Source organism: Microvirga sp. RSM25, from assembly GCF_044784385.1.
GTDB classification, from domain to species: Bacteria; Pseudomonadota; Alphaproteobacteria; order Rhizobiales; family Beijerinckiaceae; genus Microvirga; species Microvirga tunisiensis.
On record NZ_CP173039.1, the window covers coordinates 3,377,465 to 3,398,079 of the forward strand.

Annotated in this window: 17 protein-coding genes and 2 pseudogenes; 8 read left to right on the top strand and 11 right to left on the bottom strand. The window is 64.5% G+C overall.

Features of this window, described 5'->3' with window-relative positions; genetic code table 11:
• The first annotated feature begins 226 nt into the window (after positions 1-226).
• The 7 genes and pseudogenes from ACD578_RS16125 (at position 227) to ACD578_RS16155 (ending at position 7,604) form a co-directional block, all read left to right on the top strand.
• The gene (locus ACD578_RS16125) at positions 227-1,489 is read left to right on the top strand and encodes a GTP cyclohydrolase II (RefSeq protein ID WP_404286532.1); all 1,263 of its coding nucleotides are present in this window, start codon (positions 227-229) and stop codon (positions 1,487-1,489) included.
• 235 nt (positions 1,490-1,724) lie between these two features.
• On the top strand, positions 1,725-2,978 hold the full coding sequence (locus ACD578_RS16130; protein ID WP_404286534.1) for a URC4/urg3 family protein: 1,254 nt from the start codon (positions 1,725-1,727) through the stop codon (positions 2,976-2,978).
• 36 nt (positions 2,979-3,014) lie between these two features.
• Positions 3,015-3,644: a uracil phosphoribosyltransferase gene (gene upp, locus ACD578_RS16135; protein ID WP_152711058.1), complete on the top strand. Its 630-nt coding sequence runs from the start codon at positions 3,015-3,017 to the stop codon at positions 3,642-3,644.
• 47 nt (positions 3,645-3,691) lie between these two features.
• Positions 3,692-4,594, top strand: a complete 903-nt coding sequence (locus ACD578_RS16140; RefSeq protein ID WP_404286536.1) for a 2-dehydro-3-deoxygalactonokinase — start codon at positions 3,692-3,694, stop codon at positions 4,592-4,594.
• A gap of 247 nt (positions 4,595-4,841) precedes the next feature.
• The gene (locus tag ACD578_RS16145) at positions 4,842-6,224 is read left to right on the top strand and encodes a leucyl aminopeptidase family protein (RefSeq protein WP_404286538.1); all 1,383 of its coding nucleotides are present in this window, start codon (positions 4,842-4,844) and stop codon (positions 6,222-6,224) included.
• 185 nt (positions 6,225-6,409) lie between these two features.
• Positions 6,410-6,757 carry a MarR family transcriptional regulator gene (locus ACD578_RS16150; protein ID WP_404286540.1) on the top strand — a complete coding sequence of 116 codons (348 nt, stop codon included), beginning with the start codon at positions 6,410-6,412 and terminating at the stop codon, positions 6,755-6,757.
• Positions 6,754-7,604 (top strand): annotated as a pseudogene (locus ACD578_RS16155) (NlpC/P60 family protein). The gene ACD578_RS16150 and the pseudogene ACD578_RS16155 overlap by 4 nt, the downstream one beginning before the upstream one ends.
• 234 nt (positions 7,605-7,838) lie before the next feature.
• Here the strand turns inward: ACD578_RS16155 and ACD578_RS16160 are convergent.
• From ACD578_RS16160 to ACD578_RS16205, 10 genes and pseudogenes are all read right to left on the bottom strand, one after another.
• Complete coding sequence (locus ACD578_RS16160; protein WP_404286542.1) at positions 7,839-8,780, bottom strand: 2-hydroxyacid dehydrogenase; 942 nt, start codon at positions 8,778-8,780, stop codon at positions 7,839-7,841.
• Positions 8,777-10,099 carry a thymidine phosphorylase gene (gene deoA / locus ACD578_RS16165; protein ID WP_404286544.1) on the bottom strand — a complete coding sequence of 441 codons (1,323 nt, stop codon included), beginning with the start codon at positions 10,097-10,099 and terminating at the stop codon, positions 8,777-8,779. The genes ACD578_RS16160 and deoA overlap by 4 nt, the downstream gene beginning before the upstream one ends.
• Before the next feature lies 1 nt (position 10,100).
• A complete protein-coding gene (gene deoC, locus ACD578_RS16170) occupies positions 10,101-10,862 on the bottom strand; it encodes a deoxyribose-phosphate aldolase (protein ID WP_404286546.1) in 762 nt (253 codons plus the stop codon).
• Positions 10,855-11,676, bottom strand: a complete 822-nt coding sequence (locus tag ACD578_RS16175; protein WP_404286548.1) for a purine-nucleoside phosphorylase — start codon at positions 11,674-11,676, stop codon at positions 10,855-10,857. Before ACD578_RS16175 ends, deoC begins: the two co-directional genes overlap by 8 nt.
• Positions 11,677-11,732: 56 nt before the next feature.
• Positions 11,733-12,137, bottom strand: coding sequence for a cytidine deaminase (locus tag ACD578_RS16180; protein WP_404286550.1), 405 nt, complete (start codon positions 12,135-12,137; stop codon positions 11,733-11,735).
• 2 nt (positions 12,138-12,139) lie between these two features.
• Entirely contained in the window at positions 12,140-13,045 is a 906-nt protein-coding gene (locus ACD578_RS16185; RefSeq protein WP_152737930.1) for an ABC transporter permease, read from the bottom strand.
• Between the two features lie 3 nt (positions 13,046-13,048).
• A complete protein-coding gene (locus ACD578_RS16190) occupies positions 13,049-14,152 on the bottom strand; it encodes an ABC transporter permease (protein ID WP_404286552.1) in 1,104 nt (367 codons plus the stop codon).
• Positions 14,153-14,155: 3 nt separating this feature from the next.
• Positions 14,156-14,584 carry a VOC family protein gene (locus tag ACD578_RS16195; RefSeq protein ID WP_404286554.1) on the bottom strand — a complete coding sequence of 143 codons (429 nt, stop codon included), beginning with the start codon at positions 14,582-14,584 and terminating at the stop codon, positions 14,156-14,158.
• A pseudogene (locus tag ACD578_RS16200) lies at positions 14,584-16,106 on the bottom strand (ABC transporter ATP-binding protein). The gene ACD578_RS16195 and the pseudogene ACD578_RS16200 overlap by 1 nt, the downstream one beginning before the upstream one ends.
• Before the next feature lie 125 nt (positions 16,107-16,231).
• Positions 16,232-17,236, bottom strand: a complete 1,005-nt coding sequence (locus ACD578_RS16205) for a BMP family protein (protein ID WP_404286556.1) — start codon at positions 17,234-17,236, stop codon at positions 16,232-16,234.
• Between the two features lie 152 nt (positions 17,237-17,388).
• Between ACD578_RS16205 and ACD578_RS16210 the strand changes: the two genes are divergently transcribed.
• Complete coding sequence (locus tag ACD578_RS16210) at positions 17,389-18,177, top strand: HesA/MoeB/ThiF family protein (protein WP_404286558.1); 789 nt, start codon at positions 17,389-17,391, stop codon at positions 18,175-18,177.
• 21 nt (positions 18,178-18,198) lie between these two features.
• On the opposite strand, the gene pheT is transcribed toward ACD578_RS16210, so the two are convergent.
• On the bottom strand, positions 18,199-20,610 hold the full coding sequence (pheT, locus tag ACD578_RS16215; RefSeq protein ID WP_404286560.1) for a phenylalanine--tRNA ligase subunit beta: 2,412 nt from the start codon (positions 20,608-20,610) through the stop codon (positions 18,199-18,201).
• Positions 20,611-20,615: the final 5 nt, after the last annotated feature.

Here is a 20,615-nt window from a genome sequence, read left to right on the forward strand (position 1 = left end):
CATCCCGATAAGGTGATGCGCCGCGCTCGTCCGATCGGGATCACCGGCACAAGGCCGGTGATGACGTAAGAACAGTTGCAGAAAGTCCCGAGAAAAGGCCAAGCTGCCGCACCCTCCCCCAGTGCCATTGACGGCACCGAAACTTTGGATCAGTCTTCCAAAGATCGTATGGAGGCTCTCCGGCGATCAGTGGGGGAGTCTTCCCGTTTCGCGTGGAAGATCGTTCATGAGCTCGCCTAACCGCTCGACCCATATTCGGCTCACCTCCCATCCCGAGCCGAACGCAGGCACCATCAAGCATCCGATCAAATGGGGGGCCGAGGACCCACAGGTCCGGGGTCCGGTCGTCGGCACCGTCACCAACCCGGCCGACCGCAACGTGATCGGCGCCCATGGCGGCTCCTATTCCCTCTACCGGGCGCTGGCCATCTCCGCCCGGGCGCTCAACCCGCTGGCGCGGCCCGATCTTCACAACACGCACCCGACCGCCGAAATCGGCCCGCATCCGCAATGGTTCGAGCCGGGCAGGATCGTGTCCCTCGACCCCTGGGGCCATATGGTGGGCGAGATCTACAAGGACGAGATCGCCGGCGGTCTCGACATCCGACCCAGCATCGCGGTCACCAAGGCGCGTCTCAACATGCCCGAGATCCTTGGCGCCATGGGGGCGAAGCGCCTCAAGGCGGATGGCGGCTTCCTGCATGAATCGGGCGACATCTCGGTGACGAAGATCGCGGTCGATCCGGTCTGGCATCTGCCCGGCATCGCCCAGCGCTTCGGCTGCTCCGAGGGCGAGCTGCGACGTACCCTGTTCGAGCAGACCGGCGGCATGTTTCCGGAACTCGTCACCCGCCCCGACATGAGTGTGTTCCTGCCGCCCATCGGCAACATCACGGTCTATGTGATGGGTGATGTAGCTCGCCTGAGCGATCCCAAGACCCGCATTGCCTGCCGCGTCCATGACGAGTGCAACGGCTCCGACGTGTTCGGCTCCGACATCTGCACCTGCCGGCCCTATCTCGTGCACGGGATCGAGGAATGCGTCCGGGAAGCTCAAGGTGGCGGCGTCGGCGTGATCGCCTATAACCGCAAGGAAGGCCGCGCGCTCGGCGAGGTGACCAAGTTCCTCGTCTACAATGCCCGCAAGCGGCAGGAAGGCGGCGACCAGGCCTCCACCTATTTCGAGCGCACGGAATGCGTGGCCGGCGTGCAGGATGCGCGCTTCCAGCAGCTCATGCCCGATGTGCTGCACTGGCTCGGCATCCGTCGCATCGACCGGCTCATGTCCATGTCCAACATGAAGTACGATGCCATCACCGGCTCCGGCATCGAGGTGGTGGAGCGCGTGCCGATCCCGGCCGAGCTGGTGCCGCCGGATGCGCAGGTGGAGTTGGAGGCAAAGAAGGCCGCAGGCTATTACACGCCCGACGGCGCGCCCGACTTGGCCGAGCTGAACCAAGTGAAGGGCCGGGACCTGGAGCGGTTCTGACGCCGAGCGCATCGTGCGGACTCGAAGGGCCATGCCAGTGAAAAGTGGCCCCGGTTTTCAACCCTGAGCGATGCGCTCAGGGCGAATTGAAGCATCGGATTGATCCCAGGAATGAAAACCGCTTTTGGGTCCGATGCTCTGGCCTTAACCTTCTCGTCAAACGGCTGAGCGCCGGAATGCTGCGCTCAGCCGAGACTGTGCTATCGCTCTCGGCACGAGAGCAGCGGAGCCCTGCGTGACGGACCAGCCCAACCTTTCTCCAGAAACCCAAGCCGCCCGAAGCCTGTTGTCCGTCGCAGCCGTGCGGGAGCGGTCCCATCAGCTTCTGCAAGCAGGGCTCGAGGGTCGCCTCAAGCATTTCACGGTCGATCTCGACCGGCTTGAGCCCTGTGCCGACGAGGTCGTGGCCACGATCCGCCAGGCCTATCCTTCCCTCGAGATTCCGTTCCATGCCCGCTGGCGCCATTTCTCCGCCGGCGGCCATGACCGCTGGGATGCGGTGATGCACGGCGCCCCCTGGGAGAGCGCCGCTGACATGGCCCGCTCCGCCTTCGATCTCGCCATCGTCTCGGTCCTGCTCGATGCCGGTGCGGGGGCGCAGTGGCGCTACGAGGAGGGCCGCACCGGCGAAACCTATATCCGCTCCGAGGGGCTTGCGGTCGCAAGCTTCGACATGTTCTTGAGCGGTGCCTTTTCCAGCACGCCGGAGGATCCCTTCCGCGTCGATGCGGATGTGCTGATGACGCTGACCGCGGAGGATCTCGCCTCCGGTTTCCAGGTCTCGGCCGATAACCCGCTCGTCGGGCTCGAAGGCCGCGCCGCTCTTCTCAATCGTCTGGGGCGCGTCGTCGCGACGAACCCCGATATTTTCGGGCAGGTCGACGATCCTCGCCCAGGCGGGCTCTTCGACGTCATTGCCGCCACGGCCGAAAACGACAGCATCAGGGCGACCTCGATCCTGGAGGCGCTGCTCACTCATCTCGGACCGATCTGGCCCGGCCGCATCACGCTCGGCGGCATCGATCTCGGCGATACCTGGCGCCATCCTCTGGTCGAGGCGCCGAATGCCACGAAGGGGCTCATCCCCTTCCACAAACTGTCCCAGTGGCTCTCCTATTCGCTGATCGAGCCGCTCGAATGGGCGGGCTTTACCGTTGTCGATATCGACGGTCTCACGGGCCTGCCCGAATACCGCAACGGCGGCCTTTTTCTCGACACGGGCGTGATCGCCCTGAAGGATGCGGCGGACGCCACGCGCGCCCATGCAGTGGATTCGCAACTCGTCGTCGAATGGCGGGCCTTGACCGTGGCCCTTCTCGACCGCATTGCCGAGCCCATCCGCACGAAGCTAGGATTCGCCGCGGAGGACTTTCCCTTGGCCAAGGCGCTGGAAGGCGGCACCTGGGCGACAGGGCGGAGGCTTGCGAAGGAGAAGCGCGGCGACGGCTCGCCCCCTCTCAGCGTGAGCAGTGACGGGACAGTGTTTTAGATGAATCAGCATACGACGATCAAAGAGGGAAGAAACATGCAGGGCGTCACGGTGGTCGATCATCCGCTGGTTCAGCACAAGCTGACCCTGATGCGGGACAAGGAACGCTCGACGAAGGGCTTCCGCCAGCTCCTCAACGAGATCGGCATGCTGCTCTGCTATGAGGTCACCCGCGACCTGCCCATCGAGCGCATCCGGATCGAGACGCCGCTCACCACCATGGAAGGCGCGCAGATCGCCGGCAAGAAGCTCGTTTTCGCCCCCATCCTGCGTGCGGGTGTCGGGTTCCTCGATGGCATGCTCACGCTGGTTCCCGCCGCGCGCGTCGCCCATATCGGCCTCTACCGCGATCCGGAATCGCTCCAGGCCGTCGAATATTACTTCAAGGCCCCGTCCGATCTCGCCGACCGCATGGTGCTGGTGCTCGACCCCATGCTGGCGACCGCGAACTCGGCCGTGGCGGCCATCGACCGGCTGAAGGAGCGCGGCGCCAAGGATCTGCGCTTCGTCTGTCTGCTCGCGGCGCCCGAGGGCATCGAGAAGCTGCGCGGCGCGCACCCGGACGTGGATATCTGGACCGCCTCCATCGACGAGCGCCTCAACGACCACGGCTATATCGTGCCGGGCCTAGGCGATGCCGGCGACCGGATGTACGGAACGCGCTGACGCTTCAGGCGATTTCCTTTCGCAATTCCAATGAGGGATCATCCGCCTTGCGCTTCATCGTCGCCGATTGGGGAACAACCCGCTTTCGTGGCTATCTGATCGAGAACGAAACCGTTCTCGACGAGGTCTCATCGAATGAGGGTGTCTCGGCCCTGCAAAAGGGCCAGCACCGTGACGTTTTCTCGCGCCAATGCGGGAGATGGCTTGAGGCCGAGCCCGATGCACCGGTGCTGCTCGTCGGCATGGTGGGAAGCCGCGAAGGCTGGGTTGAGGCGCCATACGCCACCTGCCCTGCAGGCCCGGCCGAAATCGCCCAGGCGCTCGTGCCGGTGGATCTGGAGAACGGCCGCAAGGGCTACATCATCCCCGGCCTGTTCTGCGAGCCAACTCCCGGCACGGCCGACGTCATGCGCGGCGAGGAGACGCTGGCGCTGGGTGCGGGCGTCGAGAACGGATTGATCTGCTCGGCAGGCACCCATCCGAAATGGATCGAGATGAAGGACGGCCGCGTCGAGCGCTTCGCCACCTACATGACCGGCGAGATGTACGGGCTGCTGCGCGAGCATTCCATGATCGGCCGCCCGGCCACCGAGCCGGAAGACCCGAAAGGCTTTGATCTCGGGATGGACGCGGCCGAGCGCAACAGCGGCGAGAACCGGGTCGGCCTGCTCCATCTTCTGTTCAGTGCCCGCGCGGCGGTCGTCTCGCGCCGCATGGACAGCAATCTGCTCGCACCCTACCTGTCTGGCCTTCTCACGGGCGACGAGATCAACGGAGCCCTCTCCCAGTTCGGTCGCCCCTCCTCCGTCACTATCCTGGCCGAACCGGGCCGCGCCAATCTCTATGTCCACGCGCTCGAGCGCCACGGCATCAAGGCCGAGATCAAGGTTCCGCAGCAAGCGCTGATCGCGGGTCTCGCACGGATCGTGCGGCAGCACGCGTTGGGCTGACCACACGGGTCGTTCCGGGACCGCGCAAGCGGAGCCCCGGAGCCCATGACCGCTGAGGATTCTTCGTTCTGTCAGGACGGTGTTTATGGATCCCCGCCTGCGCGGGAATGACAGTGTTGCGCTTCCTGCGACTCACCCTGCACGCGATCCCGGATCTTCGCTCTGCTCCGTCCAGGATGACATGCGCGGTTTCACCCCTTAAAACCTCACCTCAAGCAATCGTCCTTAACCGTCCAGGTCAAACCCCATGCCCCACCCTCGCCTCGCCTCAGCGACTGATACCTCGAAGCCCATCTGGCTGGTGACCGAACAGACATGGGCGGACATTGCCGGACAGCTGCCCCAGATCGCGCAAGGCTTCGCGAATGCGCAAGGGTTCGAGGGCAAGGCCGGGAGCCACTGCCTGCTCCCGGGTGCCGATGGCGGACTCATGGGCGTCGTCTTCGGCCTCAACGGCGCAGATGCCAAGCACAACGATCCGTTTCTCGTCGGCAAGCTTCCGACGCTGTTGCCGGACGGCGTCTATCGCTTTGAAACGGATGCGCCGAACCCGACGCTGGCGACCCTTGCCTGGCTGCTGGGAGCCTACAGCTTCGACCGCTACCGCAAGCGCAGCGAGAAGACCGTTCGTCTCGTGACGCCGGAGGGCGTCGATGCGGAGGAAGTCTCGCGCATTGCGAATGCGGTCGTGACGAGCCGCGATCTCGTCAACACGCCGACCAACGATCTCGGCCCTGACGGCATCGAAGCTGCCGCACGTCAATTGGCGGAGCGGCATGGCGCCTCCTTCAACAGCGTCGTCGGCGACGATCTTCTGAAGCAGAACTTTCCCATGATCCATGCGGTCGGCCGTGCATCGGCCACGCCTCCGCGTCTCATCGATTTCACATGGGGCAAAGCCGATGCGCCGCGCGTCACGCTCGTCGGCAAGGGCGTCGCCTTCGATACCGGCGGTCTCGACATCAAGCCAGCCTCCTCCATGCTGCTCATGCGCAAGGATATGGGCGGCGCGGCCGCGACGCTTGCGCTTGCCTCCATGATCATGGACGCGAAACTCCCGGTGCGCCTGCGCGTGCTCATTCCGGCGGTCGAGAACTCGATCTCCAGCAATGCCTTTCGTCCCGGCGACATTCTCAGCAGCCGCAAGGGCATCTCTGTCGAGATCGGCAACACGGATGCGGAAGGCCGGCTCATCCTGGCCGATGCCCTGGCGCTGGCGGACGAGGAGAACCCTGACCTCCTCGTCGATTTCGCGACACTCACCGGCGCGGCCCGCGTGGCGCTCGGGCCTGAGCTGCCGCCCTTCTATACCGATGACGATGCACTCGCCGCCGACATCGCCCGCCATGGCATGGCGGTGAACGATCCCGTGTGGCGCATGCCGCTCTGGATGCCCTATCAGAGCCAGCTCGATTCCAAGTTCGCCGACATGAACAATACCGGTGGACCGATGGGCGGCTCGATCACCGCCGCCCTGTTCCTGCGTCGCTTCGTATCGGCTGCGAAGGCGCATGTGCATTTCGACATCTTCGCCTGGAACAGCTCTACCAAGCCTGCGCGGCCCGAGGGCGGCGAGGTCCAGGCGGCGCGCGCGCTGTATTCTCTCCTAAGGGAACGCTACGCGTCTTAAGCATACCAGCAGGCATCGGTTGCACCGTTCGTTCAGGTTCAGACGAATACGGCTCCGAAACGAACGGTGCGGCTCTGCGCATCGTGCGGGAAGTTAGGCCGGTTTTCCGTGCCTACCAATGCGCCGCTAAGGGGTTGAGCATCGGATCAATCCCAAAAGTGGTGTCCATTTTTGGTCCGGTGCTTATGCCTGTCGAATTGCGTGCTCTTCAATCGCTCAAGCTCTGGCACGACGTGCATCTCGGCCTCGTGCATCTGGGCCGCGACCTCTCCTCCCGCCAGATTTCAATTCTGCTGACGATCTGCCTGGAGCCGCCTCCTCATACCGTGCGTGGGCTCGCGAAGAAGCTCGATGTGACGAAGCCCGTCATAACCCGTGCGCTCGACACCCTGGGCAAGCTCGACCTCGTATCCCGAAAGCGAGACGAGGCGGACAGGCGCAACGTCATCATCCAGCGCACGGTCGCTGGCGCTTTGGCGGTGGAACGGTTAGGAGACATGATCATGGCCCGTGCCAAGGAGCTGCCCCGATGACTTTCGACCGCCGCATCACGCCCGTCCGCGCCGATCTCGCCGATGAGCGCCTGCGCGGGCAGGTGGAGGCCGAGCGCTACGCGACGGGCACGGTCAGGCGCGTCATCACAACCTTTTCGCCCCTGCATCGCCACCCCTCCCGCGAGGCCCCCGTGGACACGCAGGCGATCTTCGGCGAAAGCGTGACCGTCTATGACGAGCACGAGGGCTGGGCCTGGGTGCAACTCCACGACGACGGCTATGTGGGCTATCTGCCGATCGCTGCCCTCGGTGAGCCTGGCCCGCAGCCCACCCACAGGGTCCGGGCGATCCGCACCTTCATCTATCCGGGTCCGAACCTGAAGTTGCCCTTTCACGATTTCTGACGCTGAATTCCAAGGTCGCCGTCACGGAGATGCAAGGCGATTACGCGCATCTTGGCACCGGCGGCTGGGTCTTTGCCGCGCATCTGAGCGGGCTCGATGTCTTCGAGACGGATTACGTGAGCGTGGCCGAACGCTTCCTGCACACGCCCTATCTCTGGGGCGGCAAGACGAGCCTCGGCATCGACTGCTCGGGACTGGCACAGACCGTGCTCACGGCGGCCGGCATCAAGGCGCCGCGTGACAGCGACATGCAGGAGCGTGAGCTCGGCACGGCTGTCGAGGTGAAGGCGGATCTGAGCGGCCTTCAGCGTGGAGATCTCGTGTTCTGGAAGGGCCATGTGGGTTTGATGATGGACGGGACGAATTTCATCCACGCCACCGGCCACAGCATGACCGTGATGATCGAGCCGCTGGCGGTCGCCGAGGAACGCATCCGCCGGACGAGCTACGGTCCGATCAGTTCGATCAAGCGGCTGGGTTAAACCTTCGTGGTCATCCCGGGGCTGCACAGCAGAACTCGGGGCCGCTCTCAGGGTAATTCTCGTCATGGCCGGGCTTGCCCCGGCCATCTCGACTCAGAAACGCGCTGCGCTCCTCCCATCGGGATCACCGGCACATGGCCGGTGATGACGGGAAGAGAAGCGTCTCATCCTGTTCGCCATCCCGGATCTTCGCTCTGCCTCGTCCGGGATGACGGAGAAATCGAATCGCGCGTGTCAATAACCGCGCGCCCGATCCACCGTATTCTCGAACGCCTCCCCCGCCTCATGGCGGCGGATCTGCTGCGCGATGTATCGCGCCGTCGCTTCCGGCTCGCTCGTCGCCGAATTGTGTGGCGTGATCGTCACGCGTGGGTGCGTCCAGAGCCGTGAACTTTCCGGCAAGGGCTCGGTCTCGAACACGTCGAGGGTTGCTGCCTGCAGGATGCCGTCGTCGAGGCAGGAGAGGATATCGGCCTCCACCTGCAGCTTGCCGCGGCCCGCATTGATCAGGATCGGTCCGCCGAGCTTGCCGTCACGCGCAAGCTTCTGGAACAGCGAACGGTTCAGGATACCTTGCGTGTCCGGCGTGAGCGGCATCAGGCCGATGAGAATGTCGGTGCGGTTGAGGAAGGACGTTAGGCCCTCTTCGCCCGCATACACCGGAAAGCCTTCGACGGACTTCGGCGTGCGGCTCCAGCCGGCGACATCGAATCCCATCACCTTCAGCTTGCGCGCGGCATCCTGTCCCAGCACGCCGAATCCCATGATGCCGACGCGGACTTCACCGGCAATCGGCGGCGCGCGATCCGGGTTCCAGCGCTTCGCCTTCTGATCCTCGTCGAAGCGGCGCTGCTCGCGCAGATACATGAGGCAGTGAAGCACCATGTATTCGCTCATACGATGGGTGAGATCGTCCTGAGCCACGCGCACGATGGGTGCGGCAGGCAGACCGGGATAGCTCATCAGATGGTCGACGCCTGCACCAAGCGAGAAGATCGCTTCGAGGTTGGGCAGGTTGGACAAGCTTCCCGGCTTCGGACCCCAGGTCGCCACATAGCGGATGGCGTCCCTGTCGAAAGTCTCGCCCAGCACGACGATATCCCGATCGGGCAGATGGCGCCTGAAGCGCTCGACCCAGGGCTGCGTCTCCCAGGTGACGGCGACGAGAAGGCTCATGCGGTTGCTCCGATCCTTTCGAGAATGCTCGGACCCGGAGCAGCCTTCCCTTCACCTATCGAATAGGCGGCACGAACAGCGCGTGCCGCCGCGTCCGCCGCCTCTTCGCTGCGCGCACGCACGATGGCGAGGGGACGTGAGGCGTCGACGGTCTCGCCGAGGGCGGCAAGTTCGGTCAGGCCCACCGCGTGATCGATCGGATCCTGCGGGCGCGTGCGGCCGCCTCCGAGCGCAACGACGGCTACGCCAATGCCGCGCGCGGCAACTTTCCGCACGGTTCCGGAACGTTCGGCATGAATGGCACGGACCACGGGCGCCGCCTGCAGATGCACCTTATGGTTCTCCAGAAAATCGGCAGGTCCCCCGAGAGCGGACACCATGCGCTGGAACACCTCGGCAGCTTTGCCGGACGAAATCGCGTGCTCAATCTTGGCGCGTGCATCATCGATGGTGGCAGCGAGCTTGCCGAGCAGCAGCATCTCGGCGGAGAGCTCCACCGTCACTTCGTGGAAGCGCGTCTCGCGCCGCCGGCCCGTCAGGTAATCGACCGCATAGGCCATCTCGACCGCATTGCCGGCGCTCGAAGCGAGCGACTCGTTCATGTCGGTGAGAAGCGCGCTCGTGGGCAGGCCCGCGCCATTGGCGACGAGGACGAGGCTCTCGGCGAGCTTTCGCGCATCGTCGACATTGTCCATGAAGGCGCCGGAGCCGAACTTCACGTCCATCACGAGGCCCTGCAGCCCCGCGGCCAGTTTCTTCGAGAGAATCGAAGCTGTAATGAGATCGATGGATTCGACCGTCGCGGTCACGTCGCGGATCGCGTAGAGGCGCTTGTCGGCAGGCGCGAGATCGGCGGTCTGGCCGATGATGGCGCAGCCTACCTCACGCGTGACACGGCGGAACGTGTCGATATCGGGCTGCGTGACATAGCCCGGAATGGAATCGAACTTGTCGAGGGTGCCGCCCGTGTGGCCGAGGCCGCGCCCAGAAATCATCGGCACATAGCCGCCGCAGGCTGCAACCGCGGGACCCAGCGCGAGGCTGACCGTATCGCCGACGCCGCCTGTCGAGTGTTTGTCGAGCACCGGACCCGGCAGATCCCAGGTGAGCACCGTGCCGGAATTCATCATGGCGCGCGTCAACGCCACGCGCTCCGGTACGGAGAGGCCCTGGAAGAAAATCGCCATTGCGAAGGAGGCCGCCTGTCCTTCGGTGACACGGCCTGCGGTGAGGCCTTCGATGAAGTGCTCGATATGCTCAGGATCGAGCCTGCCGCCGTCGCGCTTGTGGCGGATGATTTCCTGCGGAAGTAGCGTCATGTCAGTAAGTTCCGGTCGCCGCCGTGCCGGCCCGACCTTCGATGGCGGCAATCAGCGTGTCATAGACGCTGCTCGCGCCGATGCGGAATGTCCGCGGGGTCGCCCAGCCCGGGCCCATGATGCGGTCGGCAAGATCGAGATAGATCTTCGCGTCCGCGACGGTGCGGATGCCACCGGAGGGTTTGATGCCGACGGGCCTGCCCGAAGCCTTGATGGCGTTGAGCATGATCTCGGCGGCTTCGGGCGTCGCCGAAACCGGTGTCTTGCCGGTCGAGGTCTTGATGAAGTCCGCTCCCGCGTCGATGGCGATGCGGCTTGCCGTCTCGATCAATTTCGGATCCTTCAGTTCGCCCGTTTCCAGGATGACCTTCAGCAGGCGCCCCTGATCGACGAGATCGCGCACGGCCTCGACCATCTCGGTGGCAACGGCGAGGTCGCCCCGGCGCAGAGCTTCGTATGGCAGCACGAGATCGATCTCGTTGGCGCCGTCGGAGAGCGCCTCCTGCGCGTCGTCGGTGACGCGGCTCATATCCTCGCCGCCGGCGGGGAAGTTCACCACCGTGGCGATGCGCACGGGCGAGCCTTTGAGGTTCTCCTGCGAACGCTTCACGAATTGCGGCCACACACAGACAGCAGCCACAGGTCCATGCGGGTCGAGCGCCTTCTTGCACAAGGCGTCGATGGCCTGATCGTTGCAGGTCTCGTTAAGATCGGTGAGATCGAGACTGCGCAGGGCGCGAGTCGCTATAGGCGCATCAGACATGAGACATCTCCGCAACGAAGGACCGGATGAGACGCTTGAACTTCTCTGACGCTTCCGCCGCCGTGTCCTTGGTTTCCTGGTGCGAGGGCGAAGCGCCTTCGATCCCGGCAGCGAGGTTTGTGACGACGGAGATGGCGGCGACCTTCAGGCCGTAGTAACGCGCGAGGATGACCTCCGGCACCGTGGACATGCCGACCAGATCGCCGCCGAGAATCTGCACCATCCTGATTTCGGCCGGCGTCTCGAAGCTCGGGCCGGACAACCAGGCATAAACGCCTTCAGGCAGTTCGATGCCGCTCTTCTCTGCGGCCCGTTGAAGAACCTGGCGAAGATCCGCGTCATAGGCGTTGGTGAGCGAGACGAAGCGTCCCTCGGTGTGATCGCGCAGCAACGGATTGCCGCCCGAGAGATTGAGGTGATCGTTGATGGCAACCAAGCTTCCCGGTCGAATATCGGCGCGCACCGAACCGGCCGCGTTGGTGGCGACCAGCACCGGAACGCCGAGCTCCTTCACGAAAGCGATCGGCAGGCGCATGGCGCCGGCATCGCCCGTCTCGTAATAATGCGCGCGGCCCTGGAACAGAAGCACCCGCTTGCCTTCGAGCGTGCCGGCGACGAGCTTGCCCGCATGGCCGGAGACGCCGCTTTTCGGAAAATGCGGAATAGCGGCATAAGGCAGGCTCACCGCATCGCTGACCTCGTCGACGAGAGTGCCGAGCCCCGTGCCGAGCACGAAGGCTGCATCGAAATGGCCGTCGAAGCCGCGGGCGCGTACGAACTCGGCCGCTTCTTGAATCAACTGGTGCATCGTCATCGTTTCAGGCCTGAATTGCAGGCCTTCCTTTCGTTATCGCAATGGTTCGGACCGATTTATCGATCCGTCAAATTGTCCGGCCCGAAGGAGAAGGGCAACAGTTCGTCGAGCGTGAAGCGTTTCCGAATTCCCTCAGGCCCTGCGATGTGAATGGGCGTATCGGGAGCGGCAAATTCGCGGATACGCTGGCGGCAGCCGCCACAGGGGGTGACGAGATGCTCCCCCTCACCCATCACCACGATCTCAGTGATGCGGCTTTCGCCGGCAGCGACCATGGCCGAGATGGCGCCGGCTTCCGCACAGGAGCCGACCGGATAGGCAGCGTTCTCCACGTTGCATCCCGTGAAAACCCGACCGTCCGGCGTGACGATCGCCGCACCGACCTTGAAGCGCGAGTAAGGCGCATAGGCCTTGGCCTGGATGGCCTTGGCGGCCTCGAATAGGGTATCCAACGATGCCATGCTCAGCGCTCCTTCACATAGGGCACGCCGGCAGCTCGGGGCGGGATCGCCTTTCCGATGACGCCTGCGAGCAGGATGACGGTCATGAGATAGGGCAGTGCCTGGATGGCCTGTACCGGCACCTCGCCGATTCCCGGCAGGGAAATGCCCTGCAGGCGAATGGCGATGGCATCGAGCAAACCGAAGAGGAAGCAGGCACCGAGCGCCGGCCATGCCCGCCACTTGGCGAAGATCAGCGCAGCGAGCGCGATGAAGCCCTTGCCGGCCGTCATGTTGGGGAGGAAGCCCGCCGATTGCCCGACCGAGAGATAGGTCCCACCGATGCCGCAGAGAACGCCGCCGATAACGACCGCGGTGTAGCGCAAGCCTGTCACCGAAATGCCTGCCGTATCGACCGCGGCCGGATTTTCACCGACGGCGCGCAGGCGAAGACCGAACCGGGTCCGCCCCAGCACGAACCAGGTGAGCGGCACGGCCAGAAGAACGATGTAGACGAGGGCCGAATGGCCGAAGATCGCATCGCCGAAACGCTGCACGCCCTCCAGCGGCGGCGTCCGCCCGCCTTGGCTGTACCAGGCATTGCCGACGATGGCGGTCAGCCCAGCGGCCAGCATGTTGATGGCGACACCGGATACGATCTGATTGCCGCGCTGGCTGATGGAGGCGAAACCATGGATGAGGCCGAAGGCCACCGATGCGCCGATGCCGGCCATCAGACCGATCCAGGCCGAACCGAAAGCGTAAGCCGCCGCCGCTGCCGCGAAAGCCGCTACCAGCATCTTGCCTTCAAGGCCGATATCCACCACGCCGGAGCGCTCGGACCAGAGACCGGCCAGGCAGGCAGCGAGAAGCGGGACCGAGAGCCGCAGGGCCGAGTCGAAAACCGTGACGAGAAAGCTGAGATCCATGACTCAGGCCCTCGCCAGTTTCTGGCGCGTCAGCACATGCGCCACGGCCCGCCGGAACAGCCCGTCGAGAGCGCCGGCAAACAGGATGATGATGCCGCCGATCACCACCACCATGTCGCGGGTGATGGCCGGCTGCTCGAAGGCGAGCTCCGCCCCGCCCTGATAGAGAATGCCGAACAGGAGCGAGGCCAGGATAATGCCGACGGGATGCGCGCGCCCCATGAGCGCCACCGCGATGCCCACGAAGCCGTAGCCGGAGGTGAATTCGAGCAGCAGGCGATGCTGATAGCCCATGAGCTCGTTGACCGCGAGACCGCCCGCCAGCGCGCCGGACAGCATCATGGCGATGATGGTGATGCGCGCGGGAGAGATGCCGGCATAGACCGCCGCCGCGGGATTGGAGCCGACGACGCGGATCGCATAGCCGAGGCGCGAGCGATAAATGAGGAGCCAGACGAAATAGGACGCCGCCAGCGCCAGCACCAGCGTCAGGTTGAGCTGCGACGCTGGAATTTCGATGCCGAAGGCGGCGAACACCTCATGCATGAACGGGATATACGATTGCTCCGGGAAGGCGCGCGTTTCCGGGTTCATGGATTGCGGCTCGCGCAGCACGTTCACCAGCAGGTAGACGATCAGCACGCTGGCGAGCCAGTTGAACATGATCGTCGTGATGACGATGTGGCTGCCGCGCTTCGCCTGGAGATAGCCCGGAACGGCCGCCCAAGCGGCGCCGAAGGCAGCGGCTCCCAGAATGCCGAGCGGAATGAGCAGGAAGCCTGGCAGGAAGGTCAGGTTGTTGAGCACGAGCGCGATGCCGAGACCCGCGAGCGTCGCCTGCCCCTCGCCGCCGATGTTGAACAAGCCTGCATGATAGGCGACGGCAACCGCCAACCCGACGAAGATGAAGTCGGTCATGTAGAACAAGGTGAAGCCGAGCCCCTCACTGGTACCGAGGCTGCCTTGGATCAGATAGCGCGTGGCGGAGAGCGGATTCTCGCCGATCCCGAGCACGACGAGGCCGGCGACAAGAAAGGCCGCCACCACGGAGATGGCGGGTACGAGAACCGTGTCGGCCCATCGGGGCAGGTGGAGAGGAGCGCTCACGTCTTAAGCATCCGGCAGGAACATGTGGCCCTGCTCATCGAGAGGAAAGAACGGGTTCCAGGCGACTTCCCAGAGATGCCCGTCCGGATCGGCGAAATAGCCCGAATAGCCGCCCCAGAAAACATCCTGCAGCGGCTTGAGAGGACGCGCGCCAGCCTTCACGGCAAGAGCATAGACCTCGTCGGCCTCCTCTTTGGAACGGGCATTGTAGGCGAGCGAAATGGCGGCAAAGCCGGTGGGCGTGTCATCGACGCCTGCATCCTTGGCGAGATCCGCACGGCCGAACAGGGCAAGTGCCAAGCCGTTCGCCTGAAAAAAGGCAACGCCGGGCTGACTGGCAGAAGAGGCCTTCCAGCCCCAGGCCTCATAGAACGCACGGGATTTCGCGAGATCGGCAACACCCAGGGTGACGAGGGTCAATCGCGGTTGCATCAGGCAGCCTCGTCCGTCACGCCGGCCATGAGCAGGCCGAGATCCTGTTCGTTCGTCTCGGATGCCTTGCGCTCGCCCGTGATCCTGCCGCCGCACATGGTGAGGATGCGGTCGGACAGGTTCATGATCTCGTCGAGTTCCACCGAGACGAGCAGGATGGCGACGCCCGCATCGCGCAAGCTGATCAGCCGGCGGTGAATGAACTCGATCGCGCCGATATCGACACCGCGTGTCGGCTGTCCGACGAGCAGCACCTTCGGATTGCGCTCGATCTCGCGCGCCAGCACGATCTTCTGCTGATTGCCGCCGGAAAAGTTCGATGATTTCAGCCGCGGCGCCGGCGGACGCACATCGTACTGCTCCATCTTCTTCGCCAAATCCGCAACCAGGCGGTTATGGTCGAGGATCGGTCCGCGGCCGAGATGGGGCTCGTCGCTGAACCCGAGAATGGCGCTCTCGAAGGCCGGGAAGGCCGGAACAAGTCCCATGCGTAGCCGGTCTTCCGGAACGTGAAGCAGGCCAAGCTGGCGCATGCGATGCGGGTTGTGCTCTGAGGAAGGAATATCGCGCCCCTCGAGACGGATCGAGCCGCGCGCGGGATGGCGCATGCCGGCGATGGCCTCCAGCAACTCGCTCTGGCCGTTGCCGGCCACTCCCGCGATGCCGACGATCTCGCCGGCACGAACGCTGAAGGAAGCATTCGCCACGCGCACCACGCCGCGAGAATCGACCACGGACATGGTGTCGATCTCGAGCAGCGGCGCACCGGGCGCCTTCTCGGCCTTCTCGACGCGCAGGAGCACGCGCCGTCCCACCATCAACTCCGCCAGTTCCGGCGGCGAGGTGTCGGCTGTCTCGACACTCGCCACCATCTCGCCACGGCGCATGACCGAGACGCGATCCGTAATCGCCATGATCTCGCGCAGCTTGTGCGTGATGAGGATGACGGTCTTTCCCTGCTCCTTGAGCGAACGGAGCAGATCGAACAGTGCATCGGCTTCAGCCGGCGTGAGCACGGCGGTGGGCTCGTCGAGGATGAGGATATCCGCACCGCGATAGAGGGCTTTCAAAATCTCGACGCGCTGCTGCAGGCCGACGGAGAGATCGCCGACGATGGCGTCCACGTCGATCTCGAGGCCGTAATCCTTGGCCAGCCGCGCAAGCTCGGCGCGCGCCCTGGCCTCCCCGCGCGCAGCATGGCGCCGCCCTCGGCACCGAGCATCACGTTATCGACCACGCTCAAGGGCTCGACCAGCATGAAATGCTGATGAACCATGCCGATGCCAGCATGAATGGCGTCGTTGGGGGAGCGGATGGAGATCGTCTTGCCGTTGACGTGGATCTCGCCGGAATCCGCCTCGTAGAAGCCGTACAGGATCGACATCAGGGTCGACTTGCCCGCACCGTTCTCGCCGACGATGCCGTGGATCGTGCCGCGCTCGACCCGCAGGTTCACATCCCTGTTGGCGTGGACGGTGCCGAAGCTCTTGTTGATGGCAATGAGTTCAATGGCTGGGGACATCGGCCTCGAATGGTCTGCCGGCAATGACGAAAACGAGCGCCGGATCTTATCGGAAAAACAAAACTCGGTCGAAAAAAGATTCGACCGCAGACCTTTGCAGACCTGCGGTCGAACCATGTCTCATCTTACATCGGGCACTTCGAATCCGACATGTAGTCGTGCACCTTGATGGAGCCGGACTTGATATCGGCGGCAGCCTTGTCGGCGGCTGTCTTCATGTCGGCGGTGATGAGCGACTTGTTGTTGTCGTCGAGGGCCCATGCCACGCCGTCCTCGGCCAAGCCGAGATTCGAGACGCCGGCCTTGAAGGTTCCCTTCTTGGCCTGATCGAAGGCGTTGTAGGTGGCCACGTCCACGCGCTTGACCATGGAGGTCAGGATCTTGCCGGGATGCATGCCGTTCTGGTTCGAGTCGACGCCGATGCCGAGTTTACCCGCATCCGCAGCGGCGCGCATGACGCCCACGCCCGTGCCGCCGGCCGCATGGTAGATCACATCGGCGCCGCGATCGATCTGGCTCTTGGCGAGTTCGCCGCCCTTCACGGGATCATTCCAGGCTGCACCCGTGGTGCCGGTCATGTTCTGGAACACCTCGGCGTCCTTCTTGGCGTATTTCACACCCTGGAGATAGCCGCAGGCGAACTTGCGGATGAGCGGAATGTCCATGCCACCCACGAAGCCGACCTTATTGGTTTTGGAGGCCTGGGCCGCCAGGAGTCCGACCAGGAACGAGCCCTCGTGCTCCTTGAACACGATGGATTGCACATTCGGCTTCTCGACGACGGAGTCGATGATCGCAAATTGCGTCTTCGGGAACTCCTCGGCGACCTTCTTCAGCGCAGTCTCCTGGCTGAAACCGACAGCCACGATGGGCGAGAAGCCGTCGCGGGCGAAGCGGCGCAGGGCCTGCTCGCGCTGGGCGTCGTTCTGCGGCTCGAAATCGCGGTAATCGGTGCCCGTATCCTTCTTGAACTTCTCGGCACCCGTGTGCACGCCCTCGTTGAAGGATTTGTCGAACTTGCCGCCCAGATCGTACACGACGGCGGGCTTGAAGGCCGCCTGCTGCGCAAAGGCAGCCGAGGCGGAAAAGGCGAGGCCCGCGAGTGCGAGACCGAACTTGGTAACTGTCATCGGCTTTGTTCCCTGTTAGACGCCGGCTTGTTGCCGGTTGCCCCTTGACGATGGCACGGCAAGGGCCACACCGCCAAGGCCTCTGTCAAGGCGGCATGTTATTTCCTTCAAGGAATGGTTGATAGCCGAGACCAATCCCGTAAGGTCATGACATGTCTCTCACATCGGACGAAATCGACCGCTATGCCCGCCACCTCGTTCTCCGGGATGTGGGCGGGCCGGGACAACTGAAACTGAAGGCCGCTCGCGTGCTCGTGATCGGCGCCGGCGGCCTGGGCGCGCCCCTGATCCAGTATCTCGCCGCGGCAGGTATCGGCGCCATCGGCATCGTGGACGATGATGCAGTTAGCCTCTCCAACCTGCAGCGACAAGTGATCCACGCCACCCCGGATCTCGGCAGCCTGAAGGTCGAGAGCGCTGCGGAGGCGATCGGACGGCTCAATCCGCATGTGACGGTTGAGCCTTTTTCCATTCGGCTGACGACTGAGAACGCGCGGGAACTGATCGGCCGCTACGACCTCGTCGCCGACGGCTCGGACAATTTCGAGACCCGCTATGCGGTGTCCGATGCCTGTTTCTACGAGAAAAAGCCCCTGGTGACGGCGGCCTTGAGTCAGTTCGACGGCTCGCTCACCACGATCCGGGCTCACGAGACAGGCCCGGACGGCAAGCCCAACCCGACCTATCGCTGCATCTTCCCCTCTCCGCCTCCGCCCGGCGCGATTCCGACCTGCGCGGAAGCCGGCGTCCTCGGTGCGCTTGCCGGCGTCATGGGCAGCCTGATGGCCATGGAAGTGATCCGGGAGATCGTCGGCTTCGGCGAGAGCCTCGTAGGGCGCCTGCTGATGGTCGACGCGCGCGCGATGCGGTTCGATACGGTTCGCTATGGCTGGGATGAAGCAAACCCATTAAACGGAAGAAATCGCCCGAACGTGGCCTGAGCCACGTTCGGGCAGTCATTTTTATCCCCTTAGAACCGCTCCGGTCTTCTTCGACACCTCGCCGACGATCTTGGCCGAGACGGCCTCGATCTCCACATCGGTGAGCGTCTTTTCGGTCGGCTGCAGGGTGACCGCGATGGCGACGGATTTCTTGTGCGGGTCGATGCCGGTGCCCTCGTAGATGTCGAACACGTCGACGCCCACGATCAGCTGGCGCTCGGCCCCTTGGGCCGCCTTCACGATGTCGCCCGCCGCCACGTCGCGGCCGACCACGAAGGCGAAGTCGCGGGTGAGCGGCTGGAAGTCGGGCAGATTGAGCTTCGGCTTCATCTTGGTCGGCTTCGCCTTGGGCGGCGGAAGCGCATCGAGGTTGAGTTCGAAGGCAACCAGCGGCCCTTTCAGATCGAGGGCCTTCAGCACCTTCGGGTGCACCTCGCCGAAGGCCCCGACCACGTTTTTCGGGCCGAATTGCAGCGTTCCCGAGCGTCCGGGATGGAACCAGGCCGGGCCGCCGGCCACCATCTGGAGGCCACCCGAGGGAATGCCGAGCGCCGCCAGCAGCGCCAGCACGTCGGCCTTGGCATCGAAGGCATCGACGCTCTGCGCGCCGCCGTCCCAATGACGGCCGACACCCTCGGCTCGCGCCGTTCCGCGACGGACCGCAGCGGCCCTGATCGACTGGCCTTCCGGCTCGTCGGACGCGAAGGTCTGGCCGACCTCGAAGAGAGCCACATCACTGAGCCCGCGATCCGCATTGCGCTGCGCCGCCTTCATGAGACCCGGCAGCAGGCTCGGACGCATGTCGGAGAGCTCTGCCGCAATCGGGTTGGCGAGCGCCAGCCGGCCATCGCCGCCGCCGAACAGCTCCGCCTCGCTCCTGGCGATGAAGGACCAGGTGACGGCCTCCACCAGCCCGCGCACGGCGAGTGCCCGGCGGGCGAGGCGCGTGCGCTTCTGGATCAGGGTCAGAATGGGCTTTGCGACCGTGTCCTCCAGGCGCGGCAGGGGCTTGGGCTCGATGCGGTCGACGCCGGCGATGCGGATGACCTCCTCGACCAGATCCGCCTTGCCTTCGATGTCCGGGCGCCAGGACGGAGCCGTGACGCTGACGCGCTCGCCCGCGCCCTGGAGGCCGAAGCCGAGCGCCTTCAGGATCTGCTCCGACTCGGAGGGCTGAACGTCGAGACCCGACAGGCGCGGAACCTCGGACCAGGGGAACTCGATGACGCGCTTGTCCTCAGGCACCTTTCCGGCCACCACGGCCTCGCTCGCCTCACCGCCGCACAGGTCGATGACCAATGTGGTGGCAAGATCGAGACCCGGCACGGTGAAGGCCGGATCGACGCCGCGCTCGAACCGGTAGCGGGCATCGGTGATGATCCCGAGCTTCCGGCCGGTCTGCGCGATGTTGAGCGGATCCCAGAGCGCCGATTCGATCAGCACGTCGGTCGTGTTCTCGTCGCAGCCCGAATGCTCGCCACCCATGATGCCGCCGATGGACTCGACGCCGTTGTCGTCGGCGATCACCACGATGCTCGGATCGAGCCTGTAGGTGCGGGTATCGAGTGCCAGCACCTCCTCGCCCTCCTTCGCGCGGCGGACAGTGAGGTTGCCCTTCACCTTCCTGGCATCGAAGACGTGGAGCGGCCGGCCGCGGTCGAAAGTGACGTAGTTGGTGATGTCCACCAGCGCATTGATCGGGCGAAGTCCGATGGAGAGCAGACGGCGCTGCATCCATTCCGGGGACGGGCCGTTCTTCACGCCGCGCACGAGGCGGAGTGCAAAGGCCGGGCAGAGCTTCGCGTCCTCGATCGTCACTGAGATCGGGCAAGCGCCCTTAGTCACAACGGCCGGCACGGCATCGCCCTTGAGCGTACCGAGGCCGGCGGCGGCAAGATCGCGGGCGATGCCGTGGATCGAGGTGCAGTCGGGACGGTTCGGCGTGAGGTTGATCTCGATCACCGGATCGTCGAGCCCGGCATAGGCCGCGTAGGGAACGCCGACCGGCGCATCCTCGGCCAAGTCGATGATGCCGTCGTGATCGTCGGAAATTTCGAGTTCCGCCGCCGAGCACAGCATGCCCGCGCTCTCGATGCCGCGGATGGTGCCGATTCCGAGCGTGATGTTCTTGCCGGGAATATATGTGCCGGGCGGCGCGAACACGCTCTTCATGCCGGTGCGGGCATTCGGGGCGCCGCAGACCACTTGGATCGGAGCGCCCTCGCCCGTATCGACCATGCACACGCGCAGGCGATCGGCGTTGGGGTGCTGCTCGGCGGAGATCACATACGCCACTTTGTAGGGCGCCAGCGTCTTCGCCTTGTCCTCGACCTCTTCGACTTCCAGGCCGATGCGGGTGAGCGTCTCGACGATGTCGTCGAGGGAGGCCGAGGTGTCGAGATGATCCTTCAGCCAGGAGAGGGTGAATTTCATTGTTG

Coding starts and splice junctions, on each gene's coding strand:
- ACD578_RS16125 (WP_404286532.1), top strand. CDS start 227: ATGAGCTCGCCTAACCGCTCGACCCATATTCGGCTCACCTCCCATCCC.
- upp (WP_152711058.1), top strand. CDS start 3,015: ATGCAGGGCGTCACGGTGGTCGATCATCCGCTGGTTCAGCACAAGCTG.
- ACD578_RS16145 (WP_404286538.1), top strand. CDS start 4,842: ATGCCCCACCCTCGCCTCGCCTCAGCGACTGATACCTCGAAGCCCATC.
- ACD578_RS16150 (WP_404286540.1), top strand. CDS start 6,410: ATGCCTGTCGAATTGCGTGCTCTTCAATCGCTCAAGCTCTGGCACGAC.
- ACD578_RS16160 (WP_404286542.1), bottom strand. CDS start 8,780: ATGAGCCTTCTCGTCGCCGTCACCTGGGAGACGCAGCCCTGGGTCGAG.
- deoA (WP_404286544.1), bottom strand. CDS start 10,099: ATGACGCTACTTCCGCAGGAAATCATCCGCCACAAGCGCGACGGCGGC.
- deoC (WP_404286546.1), bottom strand. CDS start 10,862: ATGTCTGATGCGCCTATAGCGACTCGCGCCCTGCGCAGTCTCGATCTC.
- ACD578_RS16175 (WP_404286548.1), bottom strand. CDS start 11,676: ATGACGATGCACCAGTTGATTCAAGAAGCGGCCGAGTTCGTACGCGCC.
- ACD578_RS16180 (WP_404286550.1), bottom strand. CDS start 12,137: ATGGCATCGTTGGATACCCTATTCGAGGCCGCCAAGGCCATCCAGGCC.
- ACD578_RS16185 (WP_152737930.1), bottom strand. CDS start 13,045: ATGGATCTCAGCTTTCTCGTCACGGTTTTCGACTCGGCCCTGCGGCTC.
- ACD578_RS16195 (WP_404286554.1), bottom strand. CDS start 14,584: ATGCAACCGCGATTGACCCTCGTCACCCTGGGTGTTGCCGATCTCGCG.
- ACD578_RS16205 (WP_404286556.1), bottom strand. CDS start 17,236: ATGACAGTTACCAAGTTCGGTCTCGCACTCGCGGGCCTCGCCTTTTCC.
- ACD578_RS16210 (WP_404286558.1), top strand. CDS start 17,389: ATGTCTCTCACATCGGACGAAATCGACCGCTATGCCCGCCACCTCGTT.
- pheT (WP_404286560.1), bottom strand. CDS start 20,610: ATGAAATTCACCCTCTCCTGGCTGAAGGATCATCTCGACACCTCGGCC.